This window comes from Roseixanthobacter pseudopolyaromaticivorans (assembly GCF_043195145.2).
GTDB lineage: Bacteria > Pseudomonadota > Alphaproteobacteria > Rhizobiales > Xanthobacteraceae > NCEH01.
On the sequence record NZ_CM195539.1, the window covers coordinates 1,451,635 to 1,468,010 of the forward strand.

The following is a 16,376-nucleotide window of genomic DNA, read 5'->3' on the forward strand; positions in this document are numbered from 1 at the left end:
ACAGTGCCGCCCGTCTCCCGACCGGACGACCCAGCCGCGGGGGAAGGCCGCCGCCGCCCGCGTCTCTCCCACGGCGCCAACCTCCCGCCGCGGCCGCGCGTGTCATCTAAATGCCGAAGCGGCCGCAGGCGCGGTGGGCCGCGGCATGGGATACCGCGCGCCCCAAGAATTTTTTCGCGTAATTCTCCAAAGCGCAGTGCAATCCGCGCCATGAAACGCTAGTAATGTCGAGACAAATAGAAAAGGGCAGCGCAGCGCTTGATTGTCATTTGATGGCGGCGTGGCTTTTGCACCGGCAATTCTTGGGGGGAACATGGGACAATACAGGCGACCCTTGCGGGCGTTCGCGGTTTCATGCCTGGCGCTGCTGGGCGGAGCAAGCTCTAGCGTTGCTATAGCCGCCGAAGCGCCTCCCTTCATGAACATCATCGTGGGCGGGGCCGCGCCCAGCGCCGCCGAGACGGCGAAGCAAGACGTTCTGGCGCTGAACACCGCCATGTTCGCGCTCTATGGCGATTCCGGCCGCATCATCTCGGAGAATATCCTCGCCCAGCATCCCGTCATCCTGGCGCTGTTCTCCGGCGCGGGCGGGCGGCTGCTGCTGTACCGGCCGGGCCAGCCGCGCCTGGAGGCGCCGCCGGTGCCGGAGGTGTACCAGCTGCTCAAATCCATCGGCCACAGCACCATGGTGCTCTCGGTGCTGGCCGGGCCTCATCTGGACAAGCCCACGGACATGAGCTGGGTTTCGCCCATGACCGCGTTCCGCGCGCAGATGCAGGCGGCGTTGGACAGCCTCGACAAGACCTCCATGCCGGCAGAGTGGCGGCCGAACAACGCGCAGATCCTCAAAGACAATATCGCCTTCATGGACGAGAGCCTGAAGAAGGGCGTCATCACCTTCGATGCTTTGGCCGCCTTCACCAAGAAGCAGGGCCCGCAGCTGAAGAAGAGCATCGCCTGGGCCGCGCAGACGCAGGTCAACCACTGGATGGGCGTGCTCGCCGAATGGAAGGCCATGCTCGGGCCGGACTGGGAAAAGACCTACGGCGCCAGCAACACCATCTATGTCGCGCGGCAGAACAACATTCTCTATAGCGTGCTCGCCCAGTTCTTCGGGCCGGACGCCATCAATTCCCGTCTGATCCTGATCGAGACCGTCTCCTTCACCACCACGCCGGAAGACATGCTCGGCTCGCTCACCCGCATCATCGCGGACCGCACCGTGGGCGGCCTGTTCTTCGGCAACAATGCGGTGATGGATTACGAGCTGATGGGCGGGGACGCGCGCGACGCCATCATCGCCGACGCCACCAAGCGCGGCATGACGCCGTTCTTGCCGCCGCTGGTGCCGTTCGGCTCCAAGCAATGGCCGACGCTGATTACCCCCGGCCCCGGCCCGGCGACCCTGTCCCAATTGCCCTGAGGCCCCACCCGGCGCGTCCCTGGCGCGCCGGGCACCTGATCCGCGAAACCCTTGCGTCACGGCGACGGAGCGATTGCTGTCATGGACATCAACACCATTCGCCATATCGAGCGTCCGCGCTCGGCGGAAGAGGTGACCCATTGGCGCGAGGGCCTCGCCTGGCTGTCCGGCGGCACCTGGCTGTTTTCCGAGCCCCAGCCCGCCCTCGATACGCTGATCGACCTGCGGGCGTTCGACTGGCCGGACCTGGAGGTGACGCCGGACGGCCTCGAGATTGCCGCCACCGCCCGCATCGGCGCGTTGGACGGCCTCGTCTTTCCGCCGGAATGGACCGCCGGGCCGCTGCTCTCCATCTGCTGCCGCTCGCTGCTGATGTCGTTCAAGATTGCCCATGAGGCGAGTGTCGGCGGCAACATCTGCATGTCCCTGCCGGCCGGCGCCATGATCTCGCTCACCGTGGCGCTCGAAGGCACCTACACGCTCTGGCCGCGCGAGGGCGCGCCGCGCACGGTGAAGGCGGTGGATTTCGTCACCGGCAACCATGCCAATATCCTGGCGCCGGGCGAATTGCTGCGGGCGATCCATCTGCCGGCCGCGGCGCTGAAGAAGCGCTTCGCCTTCCGCCGGTCGTCGCTCTATCACCTCGGCCGCTCCGCTGCGCTGCTGATCGGTACCAGCGGGCCCGACGGCGACCTGCTGCTGACCATCACCGCCTCCACCTTCCGCCCGGTGCAACTGCATTTCGCCGCCCCGCCGAGCGCGGAAGAGGTGCGGCACGCCGTCGATGCCGCGATCCCGCACGACGGCTATTTCGACGACGTCAACGGGCTGCCCGCCTATCGGCGGCATCTGACCTACCATTTCGCCGAGGAAATCCGCGCGGAACTCGCCGGGCCGGGAGCTGCCGCATGAACTTCTCCATCGACGGACACAGCTTTTCCGCCGAGCCGCGCCTCGGCCAGTGCCTGCGCACGTTCTTGCGCGAGCGCGGCGATTTCGGCGTCAAGAAGGGCTGCGACCAGGGCGATTGCGGCGCCTGCACCGTGTGGGTGGACGGGGCGCCGATCCATTCCTGCCTGATGCCCGCCTTCCGCGCCGCCGGTCGGGAGGTCACCACCATCCAGGGGCTCGCCAGCGGTGAGGATCTGCACCCGGTGCAGCGCGCCTTCCTGGACGCCCAGGCGTTCCAGTGCGGCTATTGCTCGGCCGGCATGATCATGACCATCGCCGCGCTCGATGAGGAGCAGCGGGCCGACCTGCCGCGCAACCTCAAGGGCAATCTGTGCCGCTGCACCGGCTACGCCTCGATCCGCGACGCCATAGAGGGCGTGGTGAACGTGAGCGAAGACATCGCCGGCAATGCCTGCGGGGCGAGCCTGCCGAACCCGTTCGGGCCGGGCATCGTCACCGGCCACGCCCGCTACACCATGGATCTGGAGGTGGCCGGGCTCGCGCATCTGAAGGTGCTGCGCGCGCCGCACGCCCACGCGCGCATCGTCTCCATCGACAAGGCGCCCGCGCTGGCGGTGCCCGGCGTGCTGGAGGTGTTCACCTGGGAAGACGTGCCGCGCCGGCTCTACAGCACCGCGACCCACGAGGACCATCTGGTCGATCCCGACGACACCTACATGCTCGACGACGTGGTGCGCTTCGTCGGCCAGCGGGTGGCGGCGGTGGTGGCCGAGAGCGAGGCGGCGGCGGAAGCCGGCTGCCGCGCGCTGAAGGTGGAATACGACGTGCTGCCGGCGGTGTTCGATCCCGAACAGGCCATGGCCCCGCAAGCGCCAGTGCTGCACCACAAGGGCGGCGAGGCGCGGGGCAACATCTTCGCCGAGATCCGCGGCGAGGTGGGCGACATCGCCGCCGGCTTCGCGCAAGCGGAGGCGATCCACGAGCGCACCTACACCACGTCGCGGGTCCAGCACGTGCATCTGGAAACCCACGGCTCCATCGCCTGGAAGAGCGCCGACGGGCGCATCCACGTGCGCACCTCCTCCCAGGCGCCCTTCATCGCTCATGAGAAGCTGTGCCATCTGTTCGGCTTCGTGCCGGCGGACCTGCACATCTTCACCGAGCGCGTCGGCGGCGGCTTCGGCGGCAAGCAGGAGATGCTGACCGAGGATCTCTGCGTCCTCGCCATGATGAAGCTCGGCCGGCCGGTGAAGTGGGAATACACCCGCGAGGAGCAGTTCATCGGCGCCAGCACGCGCCACCAGATGACCACCCGCGTGAAGCTGGGGGCCAAGGCGGACGGCACGCTGACCGCCATCGAGATCAAGGTGGTGTCCAACACCGGCGCCTATGGCGGCCACGCCAGTGAGACGCTGGCGGCCTCTCTCGCGAGCCCCATGAGCGCCTATCGCTGCGCGAACAAGAAGGGCGAGGGCCTCGTTGTCTATACCAACATGGTGCCGGCCGGCGGATTTCGCGGCTATGGCGCCTCGCAGACCACGTTTGCCATCGAATGCGCGATGGACGACCTCGCCAAGCTCCTCGGCATCGACCCGTTCGCCCTGCGACGGCGCAACATGGTGACCGCCGACGATTGGATTGAGGCGATCTGGAGCGGCGTCTCGGACGTGGATTTCGGCAGCTACGGCCTCGACCAGTGCATGGACCTGGTGGAGAACGCGCTTGCCACCGGCGAGCGGCGGCCCAAGCCCGAAGGGGCCCATTGGGCGGAGGGCACCGGCATTGCGCTCGCCATGCTGGAATCCGGCCCGCCCACCGAGCACCGCTCCGGCGCGGTGATGGAATTGTTGCCGGATGGGCGCTACCACCTCGCGGTCGGCTCCACGGAAATGGGCAACGGCTCGGTGACCTCCCATCGCCAGCTGGCCGCCAGCGTGCTCGCCACGCGCGCGGAAGACATCGACATCATCAATGCCGACACCGACGCGGCGCCCTTCGACACCGGCACCTTCGCCAGCACCGGCACGGTGGTGGCCGGGCAGGCGGTGACGCTGACCGCGACGGCGCTGCGCCAGAACATCCTGTCCTATGTCGCCCGCATCACCGGCACCAAGCCGGGCGACTGGACGCTGGAGGCCGGCGCGGTGGTGAACGGCAACACCCGCATCGCGCTGCCCGAGCTTCACGCCACCGGCACGGCGGCGGGCCATCGCTTCCAGGCCAAGCGCAAGGCCTATCTCTCGCCCCGCACGGTGGCCTTCAACGTGCAGGGCATCCGCCTCGCCGTGCATCGCATCACCGGCGACATCGAGATCCTGCAAAGCGTGCACGCCGCCGATATCGGCCGCCTCATCAATCCCATGCAGTGCCGCGGGCAGATCAACGGCTCCATCGTCATGGGGCTCGGCTGGGCGCTGACCGAGCACATGGATTATGACGAGAGCGGCCACATGAAGAACGCGGCCTTGCGCAATTACCGCATTCCGAGCTTCGCGGACGTGCCGCGCACCCAGATCCTGTTCGCCGACACCTATGACACCATCGGCCCGCTCGGCGCGAAAGCGCAGGGGGAATGCGCCATCAATCCCATCGCGCCGGCCATTTCCAACGCCTTGTTCGACGCGACGGGGGTGCGGTTCGCCAGCCTGCCGTTCACGCCCGATCGCATCTTCGACCAGTTGCAGCCCCGCCCATGAGTCCTTCGCCCATGAGTGCCTCGCCCACTCCGTCCTCCGCCGTCACCATCGTGACGCAGACCCGCGTGCTGCCTGGCTTCGAGGAGGCGTTCGCGGTGTGGCAGGAGCAGACCAGTGCCTCCATCGCCGCGCTTCCGGGATTTCTGGGCCAGACCCTGATGCGCCCGAGCCCGCCGGCCCAGGTGGATTGGGTGATCCTGCAGCGCTTCGAGAGCAGCACCGCCGCCATCGCCTGGCTCAATTCGCCGGCCCGCCTCGCGCGCGTCGCGGGGGCCCAGTCCATGCTGGTGGGCCGCGACGACGTGCACATCGTGCCGGATGGCGCCTCCGGCGTGCTGCCCGCCGCCGTCTCGGCGGTGATTTCCACGCGCATCAAGCCGGGGCAGGAACTCGCCTATCGCGCCTGGGAGCAGCGCATCGCCTCGGCCCAGACCCGCGCGCTCGGCTTCCAGGGCTATCGCTTCGAGCCGCCGATCCCCGGCGTGCAGGACGATTGGCTTTCGATCCTGCGGTTCGACAGCGAGGAAAATCTCCAAGCCTGGCTCAATTCCCCCGAGCGCAAGGCGCTGCTGGCGGAAGCAGAGCCCTTCACCGAGGAGTTCCACGCCCGCATCGCCCGTTCCGGCTTCGACCAATGGTTCGCCTCCGGCGCCAAGGGCCAGCCCGCAGCAGCCGTGTGGAAGCAGAACATGATCGTTCTGATGCTGCTTTACCCGGTTGTGTACCTGTTCGGCATCGCGGTGCAGAACCCTCTGCTGATGGGGTGGGCGGGTCTTGCCTTTCCCATCGCGCTGTTCATCGGCAATGTTGTCAGCGTGCTGCTGCTGAATTTCCTGGTGCCCTGGGCGAGCGGGCGCTTCGGCTGGTGGCTCAGCCCGGCGGCGCCCTCGCGCAGGCTGGACCTGCGCGGCGCGGCGATCATCACCGCCATCTACGCCGCCTTGCTGGCCGTGTTCACCCTCTTTTCCTGAAGCCGCCGCTCGAGGCCGCCGGCCCCGGCGTGGGCGCCGCACGGCGCTGCCGGAACGGCGGAAAACCCATTCCGCGCAACGGTCGCCGAGTCAGTCATCCACAGGTGCGCCTGTCGTTTCTGCCGGCTATGGACAGAGCGCGGGGGAGACACTATACACACCCGTCTCCAAGAGGTTTCGGCCTTGCGGACGCCCAGGTAGCTCAGTTGGTAGAGCATGCGACTGAAAATCGCAGTGTCGGTGGTTCGATTCCGCCCCTGGGCACCATTCGCTCTTTTCAGAGCGTCTCACAAAGCTTCAAATTCATTTAAATCAATGGCTTGAACCAGTTTTCTGGCTTCATTGCGCCGCTTCGTGTGCCCGTAAACGCAAAAGCGGAGGGCAATCGCCTGGATGCGCCCTCCGCTTCTGTTGTCGAACGCCGCGACGGGAAGCGAGGCGTTTTCCGCCCGCTTCCCGTGAGTGCTCAGGTCGCGCCCGTCAACCGCCGCACTTCGGCAGCAGGGCGGTCACGTCACGCGCCAGGTCGGGCATCACCTCTTGCGCCGTGCGGCGGCCGGTGACGAGGGCTTCGGTGTAGCCCTTGATGACCTCGATCACCTTCAGCGAGTTGTCACCGGGGAAGGACACCCACTCCGTCAGTACCGGCAGTTGCTTGATGCTGGTCATGTGGTTGGGGCTCTTGGCGTAAAAGTCGCCCAGCATGTCCGGGGTCTTCACGGCGGTCTCGTTGCCGGGCATGTAGCCGGTGAGGTTCACCATCTGCGTCTGGCCGACCGGGCCGGTGACGAACTTCACATATTCCCACGCCGCCTTCTGGCGCTCGGGATCCTTGGAGAACACCATGGCCACGTTGCCGCCCGCCGGCAGCAGGCCGTTCTCGGCGGCCAAGGGGAAGGCCACCGTTTCGAAAGCGAAGCGCTTGGCGATCTGGCGCTCGGCCGCAGCCACGTAGGAGGTGGAATCGGCGAGGATGCCGATGCTGCCGGCGACGAACGACTGCCGCGCCTGCCCGAGCGCGAGATTGGGCATGCCCGACGCGCCGAAGGATTCCAGCGTCTTCAGCGCCCACATGCCCTTGTCGTCATCGAAGGCGACCGCGCAGCCATCCTTCAGGATCTTGCCGCCGCGGCTGGTGACGAGCGACTGGAACAGCCAGTTTCCGGTCTGCTCCCACTGATAATAGAAGCCGGTGGTGCCCGGGCCGCCGGCCGCCTGGATCTTCTTGCCGGCCTCGATCAGCTCTGGCCAGCCGGTGGGCAGGGTGTTCGGATCGAGGCCCGCCTTCTTCACGAGATCGGCGTTCACATAGAGCACCGGGGTGGAGACGGCGAACGGCAGGCCGTATTGCTTGCCCTTCCACTGGCCGAGGGCGGCGAGCGTCGGGTAATAGCCGAGCTTGTCGAGCCCGCCGTCGGCCTGGATGTAGGCGTCCAGCGGCGCGCCGAGGCCGCGATCCACGAACAGGCCGATCTGGTTGATGCCGTTGAAGGCGACGTCCGGCAGGCGGCCGGTGATCTGGTCGCGCAGGATCTGCTGGGCGGCCTCCTCGTAGCCGGCCACCGGGTTGCGGAATTTCACCTTGATGTCGGGATGCGCCTCGGTGAAGCGCTTCGCGAGGTCTTCCTGCAGCTTATTGAAGGTGCCGGGCGTGGTGTAGAGCACGTCCAGCGTCACCTCCGCCCGAGCCGCCGCGGTGGACAGCAAAGCGAGCAGGGTTGCGCCGGCGACCTTCAGGCCGAGGCGGGGCATACGGTCAAGCATCTGGGTCAAGCTCCGTGGAGGGTTACTTCAGGGCGGAGGCCGCGAGCCCGTCGATGAAACGGCGCTGGGCGATCAGGAAGGCGATGAGCAACGGCGCCACGATGATGGCGGCGCCGGCCATGAGCGGGCCGAGGAACTGGCCGGCCTCGTCGTCGCGGAACAGCAGGATGCCGAGGGCAGGGGTGGAGATGTCCTCGCTGCGCACGGCGATCAGTGGCCAGAACAGGTCGTTCCAGTGCGCCACCACGGAGAAGATGCCGAAGGCGGCGAGCGCCGGCGCGCTCATGGGCATCATGATGCGCCAGATGATCTCGAACTCGCCGAGCCCGTCGAGCCGCGCGGCGTGGATCACCTCGTCCGGGATGGAGCGGAAGAACTGCCGCATCAGGAAGATGCCGAAGGCCGAGATGATCCACGGCAGCACCAGCGCCGAATAGGTGTCCAGCATCCCGAACACGTACAGCAGCACGAAATGCGGGATGGCGAGCGCCTGCGGCGGCACCAGCAGGCCGATGAGCACGCAGGCGAACAGCGTGTCCCGTCCCTTGAAGCGCAGCTTTGCGAGCGCATAGGCGCACGGCACGCACACCAGCAGCTGGAGCGCGAAGATGAGGCTGCAGACCAGCGCGCCGTTGAGCAGGAAGCGCAGCATCGGCGCGGCGGTGAAGGCGGCCGCGTAGTTCTCGAAGCCGGCGAAGCGCGTGGGCCACAGCTGGAAGTCCGGCTGGAAGATCTCCTCCGGCGGCTTCAGCGAGAGGCTGATCATCCAGATGAAGGGCAGCAGCGCAAAAGCCCCGGTGAGGATCAGCAGCGCATGGCGCAGGATGGGGCCGAGGAGGCGGGAACGCCGGCTCATGCGTAGTGGACCCGCCGTTCGAGGAAGCGCGCCTGCGTCAGCGTGAGGGCCACCACGATGGCGAGGTACACCACGGTGAGGGCCGCGCCATAGCCGGTGCGCAGATAGTCGAAGCTCTCCGCATAAAGCCGCGTCAGCAGCACTTCGGAGGCGTAGTTGGGGCCGCCCTGGGTGAGCACGCGCACGCTGTCGAATACCTCGAACGCGCGGCTCGCCGTGAGGATGACCACGAACATGGTCACCGGGCCGAGCATGGGCAGCGTCACCAGCCGCAGCCGGGCGAAGGGGCCGTCGCAGCCGTCCACCGCAGCGGCGTCGTAAAGCTGCTGCGGCACCGCCTTGAGGCCGGAGACGAACAGCACCATGGCAAATCCGAAGCCCTGCCAGATGCCGATCAGCGCCAGCGCCAGCAGGGCGGTGTGCTCATCGCGCAGCCAGTTCAGGCCGGCGATCCCGAACACGCCGAGAAGGCGGTTCACGAGGCCGATGGTGGGATGGAGCATGGTGCCCCACACGATGGCCATGGCCGACATGGTGGACATGACCGGCAGGAAGTGCACCGCGCGATAGAAGCCGCGCAAACCGGGGCTGGCCTCGATGAGCAAAGCGACCAGCAGGCCCAGCAGCACCGTGCCCGGAACCACAAGCACGACATAAAGGGCGGTGTTGCCCAGCGCTTTCCAGAACAGGGCATCGGCAAACAGTGCCTGGAAGTTCGCGAGACCGATAAAGTTGAAGCTGGCGCCGCCGAGTTGCCAGTCGGTCAGCGAGAACAGCACGACGGCGAGTGCCGGGCCGAACAGCAATCCGGCCAGCAATATCACCGCCGGGGAAACGGCCAGCGCGGCTATCGCGGCCTCTCGCGCGCCGCCCCGCCGCGCTTTGGGAACGCAGGGGTGTGCCTGCTCCATGGCTGTCACGCTCATGCCGCCACCTGCTCGTAGGTGGCGCAGCGGTGCCCGGCGCCGTCGAAGGCCAGCAGGCGCCCGGCATCCAGCCACAGGCTCACCGCGTCACCGATTGCGAAACGCGGCGCCTCGGGGGAGAGACGCACGACCGCCGGCTGAACCGGCCCGTCCCGCAGCACCACGTGCAGGAACAGGTCGGAGCCGAGGTTCTCGATGTTGGCCACCGTCCCGAGCAATTGGCCGTCCGCCGGAGGGCCGAGGCGGGAGGCCTCCGGCCGGAAGGCCACGTGCGTCGCCGTGGCGGGAACGCAAGGGGGCAGGGGGAGGCCCTGCCCGCGCCAATAGGCGGCGGGGAGCACGTTGATCTTCGGGCTGCCGATCATCTCCGCCACGCGAAGATCCTGCGGGTCGCGATAAAGCGCTTCCGGCGGGGCCACCTGCAGCAGCTCGCCGTGCATCATCACCGCGACCCGGTCGGACATGGTCATGGCCTCCGACTGGTCGTGGGTGACATAGACGAAGGTGACGCCGAGGCGGCGGTGCAATGCGGTGATCTCGGCGCGCATTTGCACCCGCAGCTTGGCGTCGAGGTTGGACAGCGGCTCGTCCATGAGGAACACGGCGGGATGGCGCACCATGGCCCGGCCGAGCGCCACGCGCTGGCGCTGGCCGCCGGAAAGCTGACCGGGTTTGCGCGCGAGGAGATGGGTCACGTCGAGCATGGCCGCGGCCTGCTCCACCTCTGCCCGGATGCCGGCTTCGATAACCCTGCGGCCGGGCACCAGCGGCCCGAGGAACGGCAGGCGCTGGGCGAAGGAAAGGCGGCGGGTGCGTAGCGGCAGCGCGATATTGTCGAACACGCAGAGGTGCGGATAGAGCGCATAGGATTGGAACACCATCGCGATGTCCCGTTCCTTGGGGCGGGTGCCGTTCACGCTCCGCCCGCCGATGGAGACGTCGCCCGCGTCCTGCTCTTCCAGCCCGGCCAGGATGCGCAGGAGCGTGGACTTGCCGCAGCCGGACGGTCCGACCAGCGTGAGGAACTCGCCGTCGCGGATGTCGAGCGAGACTCCCTTCAGGATCTCGGTTTCACCGTAGTGCTTGCGGATGCCGTCGAGCGTTATGGTCGCCATGTCCGCCTCCTATCAGCCGCGCTGGAGCGCTGTGCCGTCCATGCCGTTCGCGGGCTGGCGCAGGTGGGCGAGAACGGTGGGGGCGATGTCGATGACCGACGCCGCGCCGGAGCGCACGGTGCCGGGCGCAAATCCCGGCCCGCGTGCCATCAGGAAGGGCGATTGCTCGCCCGTCCCAAGGCCGCCGTGCTGGCCGGCGCCGATGGTGTCTTCCTTCCCCTCGGAGCGTTGCGCGGCATAGCTGGTGCCCGGCACGCCAAAAGCGTTGGGCGTGTCGTCGGCCCGCATCGAGACGGCAAAGGCGAGGCCGTTCTCGTCGCGATGGCCGACCGTGTGGAGGTCGCGGCGGGGCACCACCGTGCCCGCCCACGCACGCTGCTCAAGGAAATCGGCGATCTCCGCCTCGCGTGGCATGAGATCGGGGTGGAGATAGACGAGAAAGGACGTGCCGTTGGACGCCACCACGAGGTCGGTGGAGGCGAGGTCCGCCTTCAGGCCGGCGGCGACCAATTCCGCCTCCACATGGATGACGTCGCGGACCGTCTGGTGGCCGTGGTCTGAGCCGATCAGCAGGAGCACGTCCTCGCCCTGCGCCAGGCCGTCTACCGCCGCGATCACGCGCCCCGCATTGGCGTCGGCCTGTTTCAGGATGGAAAGGTGCTTCGGCGAGCCCAGGGGCAGGCTGTGTTGGGAGGAGTCCGGCTCGCCCAGCCACAGCACGGCAAGGGCAGGTGCTTCCGCACCCTGCACCGCCTCGGCGATGAAGCGATCGGTCATCACGCGCTCGCCGGCGGCATCCAGCGAAATGCGCATCTGCCGGTCCTCGGGCAGGGGCGTGCGCCCCGGGCCGAACGATCCGGCCCGGTGATAGACATGGCCGTGCCCGTCCGGATCATGGGCATAAGCCGCGCCGGGCGAGACATTGTTGAAGATCACCACGCCGCCGGCGTCGCGCAGCCGCTCGGCGAGCGTCGGCACCGCCAGCGAGCGCCCGGTCACCGTGCGCTTGTGCTGGAGAAAGTCCGGGCGCCCGGCATCGTGCCGCACCAGACGGCCGTCTTCCACCAGCGCCATGGTGTTGCCCTGGAGGCCGTGGCGCGCCGGATAGCAGCCGGTCGCAAGGCTGGACGACACCACGCGCGTGCAGGAGGGAAAGACCGTGCGATAGTCGCAAAAGCCCTCCGCCCCTGCGGCGAACGCAGCAAGGTTCGGGGTGGTCTCGGGCGAGATCAGGTCCCGCCGCAGGCCGTCGAGGATGACGAGAATGGCGCGGCGCATGTCAGGCCACCACGTCGTTCAGCAGCACGGAGAAGATGTCGTAATTGCGCAAAGGCGTGGCCTGCACCGCGGCTCGTGTGACCGGGCGCGAGACGATGAACGGCACCACCTGCTCCTCAAGCCCGCCGTGGGAGCGCAGGCGCGCCCCGGCCAGCTGCGAGAGGTCATGGTCGCGGGCGTGGCTGCCGATGGCAAAGCCCTTGGCCGCGATCACGGCGATGTCGCCCTCACGATCCTCCGGCAGCGAAAAGCGCAGGCAGGCTTCTTCGCGTGGCGCGGCGAGGCTGACGCCGGGGGCACTGCGGCAGAAATCCAGCACGCCGGCCACAGCCACGTCGGGGCGCATGAGATGCACGCGCACGAAGCTGCCGAGCGCGCCGTGGTGGCGCACGAAGGGATCGGTGATGGGGCAGATCACCCGCGTGGCGCCGGCGCCGAACGCCGCGTCCAGCAGGTCGCCCAGATAGGTCACGGCGGGCGTGCCGTCGGCCTGTGCCATGTCGCTCATGCCGTGGTCGGCGACGATGCCGACGATGGCGCCCAAGTCCACAAGGCGGCCGAGGCGTTCATCCACCGCCGCCATGAAGGCCAGAGCTTCCGGCGCCTGCGGCGCATGCTTGTGCTGCACATAATCGGAAAGCGAGAGATAAGAGATATCCGGCCGCACCGTCTCCAGAAGGCGGATGCCGGCGTCGAGCACGAACAGGGAGAGGTCTGCGGAATATTGGTCCGGCACGCCGCGCCCGACCAATTCGCAGACGCCGCCGATGCCATTCTCGGCTTCGGTGGCCACGTCCGCCTTTTCGGCGGAGAAGACGATGCCCGTCACGCCCCGGCCCAGCGCCTTGCGCAGCTTGTCCTTGGCGGTGACGGCGGCGACCTTCGCCCCCGCCTGGGAGAAGGCGGCCAGCACGCTCGGCGCGCGCACCGGAGTGGCATCGACCATCATGATCTCGGCGCCGGTTTCCCGGTTGAGATAGAAATTGCCGGAGACGCCATGCACGGCAGGCGGCGCGCCGCAGATGATCGAGACATTGTTCGGGTTGGTGAACGTGGGCATGGCGGCCAGCGCCAATGCCGAGAAGCCCTCCCGGCGCATGCGGTCCAGGGTCGGGATCACGCCTGCGGCGCTGGCGGCGGCGATATAAGCGGGGTCGCAGCCGTCGAAACAGACACCCACCACCGGCATTCGCGGCCAGGCATAGAGACGGCCATTCACTTCGAGGGGGGTCTTGGGGCTGCTCACGGTGCTGCTTGTCATCTCATCATCCAGGGCGGGCCATTTCGCCCGCGGTCGTCGCCCTTCTATGCGGCGAGTGGCGACACATTTGTGACGATGTAGGAACATTTGTGTCTGTCATCTGCGTGCGCTATGCATCGATGAATCGGGAGGCGGCGGTGCTGGAAAAGATCGACAAGCGGGCGAAGCAGGACGAGCGCGAGGCTCAAGGCGATGCTGCGCTGATGGCCCGCATCTGCTGGCACTATTTCAAGGAGGGCCAGACGCAGGATGCCATCGCCCAGCATCTCCAGATCACCCGCAAGCGCGTGAACCGGGTGCTTGCCGAAGCCCGGGAGAGCGGCTTCGTGCAAGTGACCATCAACAGCGAAACCAGCGCCTTCGGCGAACTGGAGCACGCGCTGGTGACCACCTGCGGCCTGCGACGCGCCATCGTGGTGCCGTCGCCGATGGACGGCGGCGACGCCCGCCCAATCGTCGGCGCGGCTGCGGGGGATTACATTTCCGAGCACCTGCCCGAGCCCGGACTGCTCGGCATAAGCTGGGGCGGTACGGTGAACGCGGCAGCCCAGAATCTGCGTCGCCGCGTCGGCGGAGGCAACGAAATCGTCCTGCTCTGCGGCGGCCTCGCGCAGAGCACCCGCGTGAATCCCTACGACAACGCCGCCATGATGGCCCGCGCGCTGAACGCCACCTGCCACTATGTGACGGCACCCATGTTCGCGGATACGCCGGACCTGCGCGATGCCTTCGTCGCCTCGCAGGCGGTGCGCGGCGTGTTCGATCTGGTGCCCCGGCTCCACATGGCGCTGCTGGCGGCGATCGACCTCTCGGCCCAGTCCAAGGCCCTGGAATATGGGCTGATCGACGACGCGCTCTGGCGCTCCCTCCAGGAGGCGGGGGCCGTGGGTGACATTTGCGGACACTATCTGGATGCGGACGGACAGGTGGTGGACCATCCGCTCGGGGCGCGCGTGGTGCACCCGCCGCTCACCATTCTGCGCAGCGTGCGGGAGATCGTATTGGCGGCCGGCGGCGCGCAGAAAGTGCCTATCATCCGTGCGGCGATCCGGGCCAAGCTGTGCCACGTGCTGATCACCGACGAGCAGGTGGCGCGCGCCCTCCTGTAACGGTCACGCCATCGCACCGAAACGGGCGCCGCAGCCGGAGCGAGTTTGATCCCATCTCGGGTCGCGTTCGAGGCCGGCTGCCCGAGCTTCAGCTGGATCCCGCGTCCAGTGCGATTTCCCGCACGAAATCCAGAAACGCCCGCACCTTTGCCGGCGGGAGGTGGCGCGAGGGGTGGTAGGCGTAGAGCGGATAAAGCTCCTCTGACCATTCTGGCAGGATCTGCACGAGGTCGCCGGCTGACAGGACGGGCGCAAGGCCCACGGCGAGGCCCTGGAAAATCCCCTGGCCCGCCATGCAGGCGGAGACCGCGACCGAAGGATCGTCCAGCACGAGGCGGCTCGTCACCTTGACCGCGACGTGTTCGCCGTCGCGATGGAATTCCCAGGGAAACGGCAGGCCGGTCTGCGGATCGCGAAACAGCAGCGCCTCGTGATGGACAAGGTCATGCGGCGCGCGCGGCACGCCGTGCCGCTCCAGATAAGCGGGTGCGGCCACCGTCACCACGCGGGTGTCCAACAGCTTGCGGGCGATGAGGGAGGACGCATCCGGCGGGCCGAAGCGCACCGCCACATCGAAGCCCGCCATCATCTCCTCGCGGTAATTGCTGGTGGTGAAATCCAGCGACAGCAGCGGATAGCGCTGCAGAAATTCTTGCAGCTTCGGGGCGAGCACCATTCGGGCGAACCATGGGTCCACCGAGACGCGCAGGCGTCCCCGCACCACCGCCGCCGCGCCGGCGGCCTCGGCAGCGGCCTCGTCGAGCCCAGCGAGCAACGGCATCACCTGGGCATGGAAGCGCCGCCCCTCTTCGGTCAGGCTGACCTCGCGCGGGTTGCGATCAAACAGCCGCACGCCCACGCGCGCCTCCAGTCGCGCGACAGCCCGGCTCACGCCGGAAGGCGTCAGGCCCAGCATATCAGCGGCACGCGCAAAATTACCCGCTTCGGTGACGGCGGCCATGACACCCACGCCCGTCAGCAGTCGCGTGTCGAACACCATGCCCTGCGCGCTCCGCCTCGGCCGTATGCGTGAATTTGAGTCAACATAACACTGATCCTAATGCGCGTGAATCATGTCACCGCACCACATAAAACCAGCTCCATCACGGAACGCGCGGTGCCATGAGGCCCGCATGCCTCAGGCCGGGCGGTCCCATAAGCTTCACCGGAGAACGACCATGTATGCCATCACCGGAATCACCGGGCAGGTCGGCGGCGCGCTGGCGCTTAGCCTGCTTGCCGATCGTCTGCCCGTTCGCGCGGTGCTGCGCGACGCGGCCAAGGCGGCCGAGTGGCGCGCCAGAGGGTGCGAGGTTGCCATCGCCGAGATGAACGACGCGGCAAGCCTCGCCGCCGCCTTCAAGGATGCGGCGGGCGTCTTCATCCTCCCGCCGTCCGAATTCGACCCGGAGCCCGGCTTTCCGCAAGCCCGCCGCATCATCGATTCCGTGGCCAAGGCCCTCGGCGCGGCGCGTCCGGCCAAGGTGGTGTGCCTCTCCACCATCGGCGCCGACGCGGCCCATGAGAACCTGCTGACCGCCCGCACGTTGATGGAGCAGGCGCTCGGCGGCCTCGGCCTGCCCGTCACCTTCCTGCGGCCCGGCTGGTTCATGGAAAATGCGCAATGGGACGTTTCCGCCGCCCGCGACGAAGGGGTGCTGCGCAGCTTCCTGCAGCCGGCCGACAAGCCCTTTCCCATGATCGCGACCGAGGATGTCGGCCGCACCGCCGCTGCGCTGCTGCGCGAGGACTGGAGCGGAACGCGTGTCGTCGAGCTGGAAGGGCCCGCCCGGGTTTCGCCGAACGACCTCGCCCGCGCCTTCGCCGCCGCGCTGGGGCACCCTGTTGCGGTGGAGATCGTGCCGCGCGAGGCCTGGGAGGACATTTTCCGGGCGCAGGGCGCGCGCAACCCGCTGCCGCGCATCCGCATGATCGACGGCTTCAACGAAGGCTGGATCGACTTTGCCGATCAGGGCCGCACGGCGCGCAAGGGGGTTGTCACCCTTGAGAACGTCGTCGCGAAACTGGTGAAGGCCGGCGGCGCCAAGACCGAGGCGTGAGCGGC

The 16,376-nt window shown here is 67.8% G+C and carries 13 protein-coding genes and 1 tRNA gene; 7 read left to right on the plus strand and 7 right to left on the minus strand.

What is annotated here, in order from left to right; all coding sequences use genetic code 11:
* The first annotated feature begins 418 nt into the window (after window positions 1–418).
* From V5F68_RS07005 to V5F68_RS07025, 5 genes are all read left to right on the plus strand, one after another.
* A complete protein-coding gene (locus V5F68_RS07005) occupies window positions 419–1,423 on the plus strand; it encodes a hypothetical protein (protein ID WP_394013920.1) in 1,005 nt (334 codons plus the stop codon).
* An 81-nt stretch (window positions 1,424–1,504) separates the two neighbouring features.
* Window positions 1,505–2,335 carry an FAD binding domain-containing protein gene (locus V5F68_RS07010; protein WP_394013921.1) on the plus strand — a complete coding sequence of 277 codons (831 nt, stop codon included), beginning with the start codon at window positions 1,505–1,507 and terminating at the stop codon, window positions 2,333–2,335.
* Entirely contained in the window at window positions 2,332–5,031 is a 2,700-nt protein-coding gene (locus tag V5F68_RS07015; protein ID WP_394013922.1) for a molybdopterin-dependent oxidoreductase, read from the plus strand. Before V5F68_RS07010 ends, V5F68_RS07015 begins: the two co-directional genes overlap by 4 nt.
* Before the next feature lie 11 nt (window positions 5,032–5,042).
* Entirely contained in the window at window positions 5,043–6,002 is a 960-nt protein-coding gene (locus tag V5F68_RS07020) for an antibiotic biosynthesis monooxygenase (protein ID WP_394013923.1), read from the plus strand.
* Window positions 6,003–6,193: 191 nt separating this feature from the next.
* Window positions 6,194–6,269 (plus strand) — tRNA-Phe (locus V5F68_RS07025).
* Window positions 6,270–6,482: 213 nt separating this feature from the next.
* Here V5F68_RS07025 and V5F68_RS07030 read toward each other — a convergent pair.
* Genes V5F68_RS07030 through phnA form a run of 6 tightly spaced genes read right to left on the minus strand, consistent with a single transcriptional unit; the run spans window position 6,483 to window position 13,202 of the window.
* The gene (locus V5F68_RS07030; RefSeq protein ID WP_394013924.1) at window positions 6,483–7,766 is read right to left on the minus strand and encodes an ABC transporter substrate-binding protein; all 1,284 of its coding nucleotides are present in this window, start codon (window positions 7,764–7,766) and stop codon (window positions 6,483–6,485) included.
* 22 nt (window positions 7,767–7,788) lie between these two features.
* A complete protein-coding gene (locus tag V5F68_RS07035) occupies window positions 7,789–8,622 on the minus strand; it encodes a carbohydrate ABC transporter permease (protein WP_394013926.1) in 834 nt (277 codons plus the stop codon).
* Complete coding sequence (locus tag V5F68_RS07040) at window positions 8,619–9,548, minus strand: carbohydrate ABC transporter permease (protein ID WP_394013928.1); 930 nt, start codon at window positions 9,546–9,548, stop codon at window positions 8,619–8,621. The genes V5F68_RS07035 and V5F68_RS07040 overlap by 4 nt, the downstream gene beginning before the upstream one ends.
* Entirely contained in the window at window positions 9,545–10,663 is a 1,119-nt protein-coding gene (locus V5F68_RS07045) for an ABC transporter ATP-binding protein (RefSeq protein WP_394013929.1), read from the minus strand. The genes V5F68_RS07040 and V5F68_RS07045 overlap by 4 nt, the downstream gene beginning before the upstream one ends.
* Before the next feature lie 12 nt (window positions 10,664–10,675).
* Complete coding sequence (locus tag V5F68_RS07050; RefSeq protein WP_394013930.1) at window positions 10,676–11,941, minus strand: alkaline phosphatase family protein; 1,266 nt, start codon at window positions 11,939–11,941, stop codon at window positions 10,676–10,678.
* A 1-nt stretch (window position 11,942) separates the two neighbouring features.
* A complete protein-coding gene (gene phnA, locus V5F68_RS07055) occupies window positions 11,943–13,202 on the minus strand; it encodes a phosphonoacetate hydrolase (RefSeq protein WP_394013931.1) in 1,260 nt (419 codons plus the stop codon).
* Between the two features lie 89 nt (window positions 13,203–13,291).
* Between phnA and V5F68_RS07060 the strand changes: the two genes are divergently transcribed.
* Window positions 13,292–14,311 carry a sugar-binding transcriptional regulator gene (locus V5F68_RS07060; RefSeq protein ID WP_394013933.1) on the plus strand — a complete coding sequence of 340 codons (1,020 nt, stop codon included), beginning with the start codon at window positions 13,292–13,294 and terminating at the stop codon, window positions 14,309–14,311.
* Window positions 14,312–14,399: 88 nt separating this feature from the next.
* Here the strand turns inward: V5F68_RS07060 and V5F68_RS07065 are convergent, their stop codons facing one another.
* Window positions 14,400–15,311 carry a LysR family transcriptional regulator gene (locus V5F68_RS07065; protein ID WP_394013934.1) on the minus strand — a complete coding sequence of 304 codons (912 nt, stop codon included), beginning with the start codon at window positions 15,309–15,311 and terminating at the stop codon, window positions 14,400–14,402.
* 178 nt (window positions 15,312–15,489) lie between these two features.
* On the opposite strand from V5F68_RS07065, the gene V5F68_RS07070 reads away from it, so the two are divergent.
* Window positions 15,490–16,371, plus strand: coding sequence for an NmrA family NAD(P)-binding protein (locus tag V5F68_RS07070; protein ID WP_394013936.1), 882 nt, complete (start codon window positions 15,490–15,492; stop codon window positions 16,369–16,371).
* Window positions 16,372–16,376: the final 5 nt, after the last annotated feature.

Excerpts from the sequence above, each read along its gene's own strand:
- V5F68_RS07070 (WP_394013936.1), top strand. The coding sequence starts at position 15,490 with ATGTATGCCATCACCGGAATCACCGGGCAGGTCGGCGGCGCGCTGGCG.
- V5F68_RS07015 (WP_394013922.1), top strand. The coding sequence starts at position 2,332 with ATGAACTTCTCCATCGACGGACACAGCTTTTCCGCCGAGCCGCGCCTC.
- V5F68_RS07040 (WP_394013928.1), bottom strand. The coding sequence starts at position 9,548 with ATGAGCGTGACAGCCATGGAGCAGGCACACCCCTGCGTTCCCAAAGCG.
- phnA (WP_394013931.1), bottom strand. The coding sequence starts at position 13,202 with ATGACAAGCAGCACCGTGAGCAGCCCCAAGACCCCCCTCGAAGTGAAT.
- V5F68_RS07045 (WP_394013929.1), bottom strand. The coding sequence starts at position 10,663 with ATGGCGACCATAACGCTCGACGGCATCCGCAAGCACTACGGTGAAACC.
- V5F68_RS07035 (WP_394013926.1), bottom strand. The coding sequence starts at position 8,622 with ATGAGCCGGCGTTCCCGCCTCCTCGGCCCCATCCTGCGCCATGCGCTG.
- V5F68_RS07020 (WP_394013923.1), top strand. The coding sequence starts at position 5,043 with ATGAGTGCCTCGCCCACTCCGTCCTCCGCCGTCACCATCGTGACGCAG.
- V5F68_RS07065 (WP_394013934.1), bottom strand. The coding sequence starts at position 15,311 with ATGGTGTTCGACACGCGACTGCTGACGGGCGTGGGTGTCATGGCCGCC.
- V5F68_RS07050 (WP_394013930.1), bottom strand. The coding sequence starts at position 11,941 with ATGCGCCGCGCCATTCTCGTCATCCTCGACGGCCTGCGGCGGGACCTG.
- V5F68_RS07005 (WP_394013920.1), top strand. The coding sequence starts at position 419 with ATGAACATCATCGTGGGCGGGGCCGCGCCCAGCGCCGCCGAGACGGCG.
- V5F68_RS07030 (WP_394013924.1), bottom strand. The coding sequence starts at position 7,766 with ATGCTTGACCGTATGCCCCGCCTCGGCCTGAAGGTCGCCGGCGCAACC.
- V5F68_RS07010 (WP_394013921.1), top strand. The coding sequence starts at position 1,505 with ATGGACATCAACACCATTCGCCATATCGAGCGTCCGCGCTCGGCGGAA.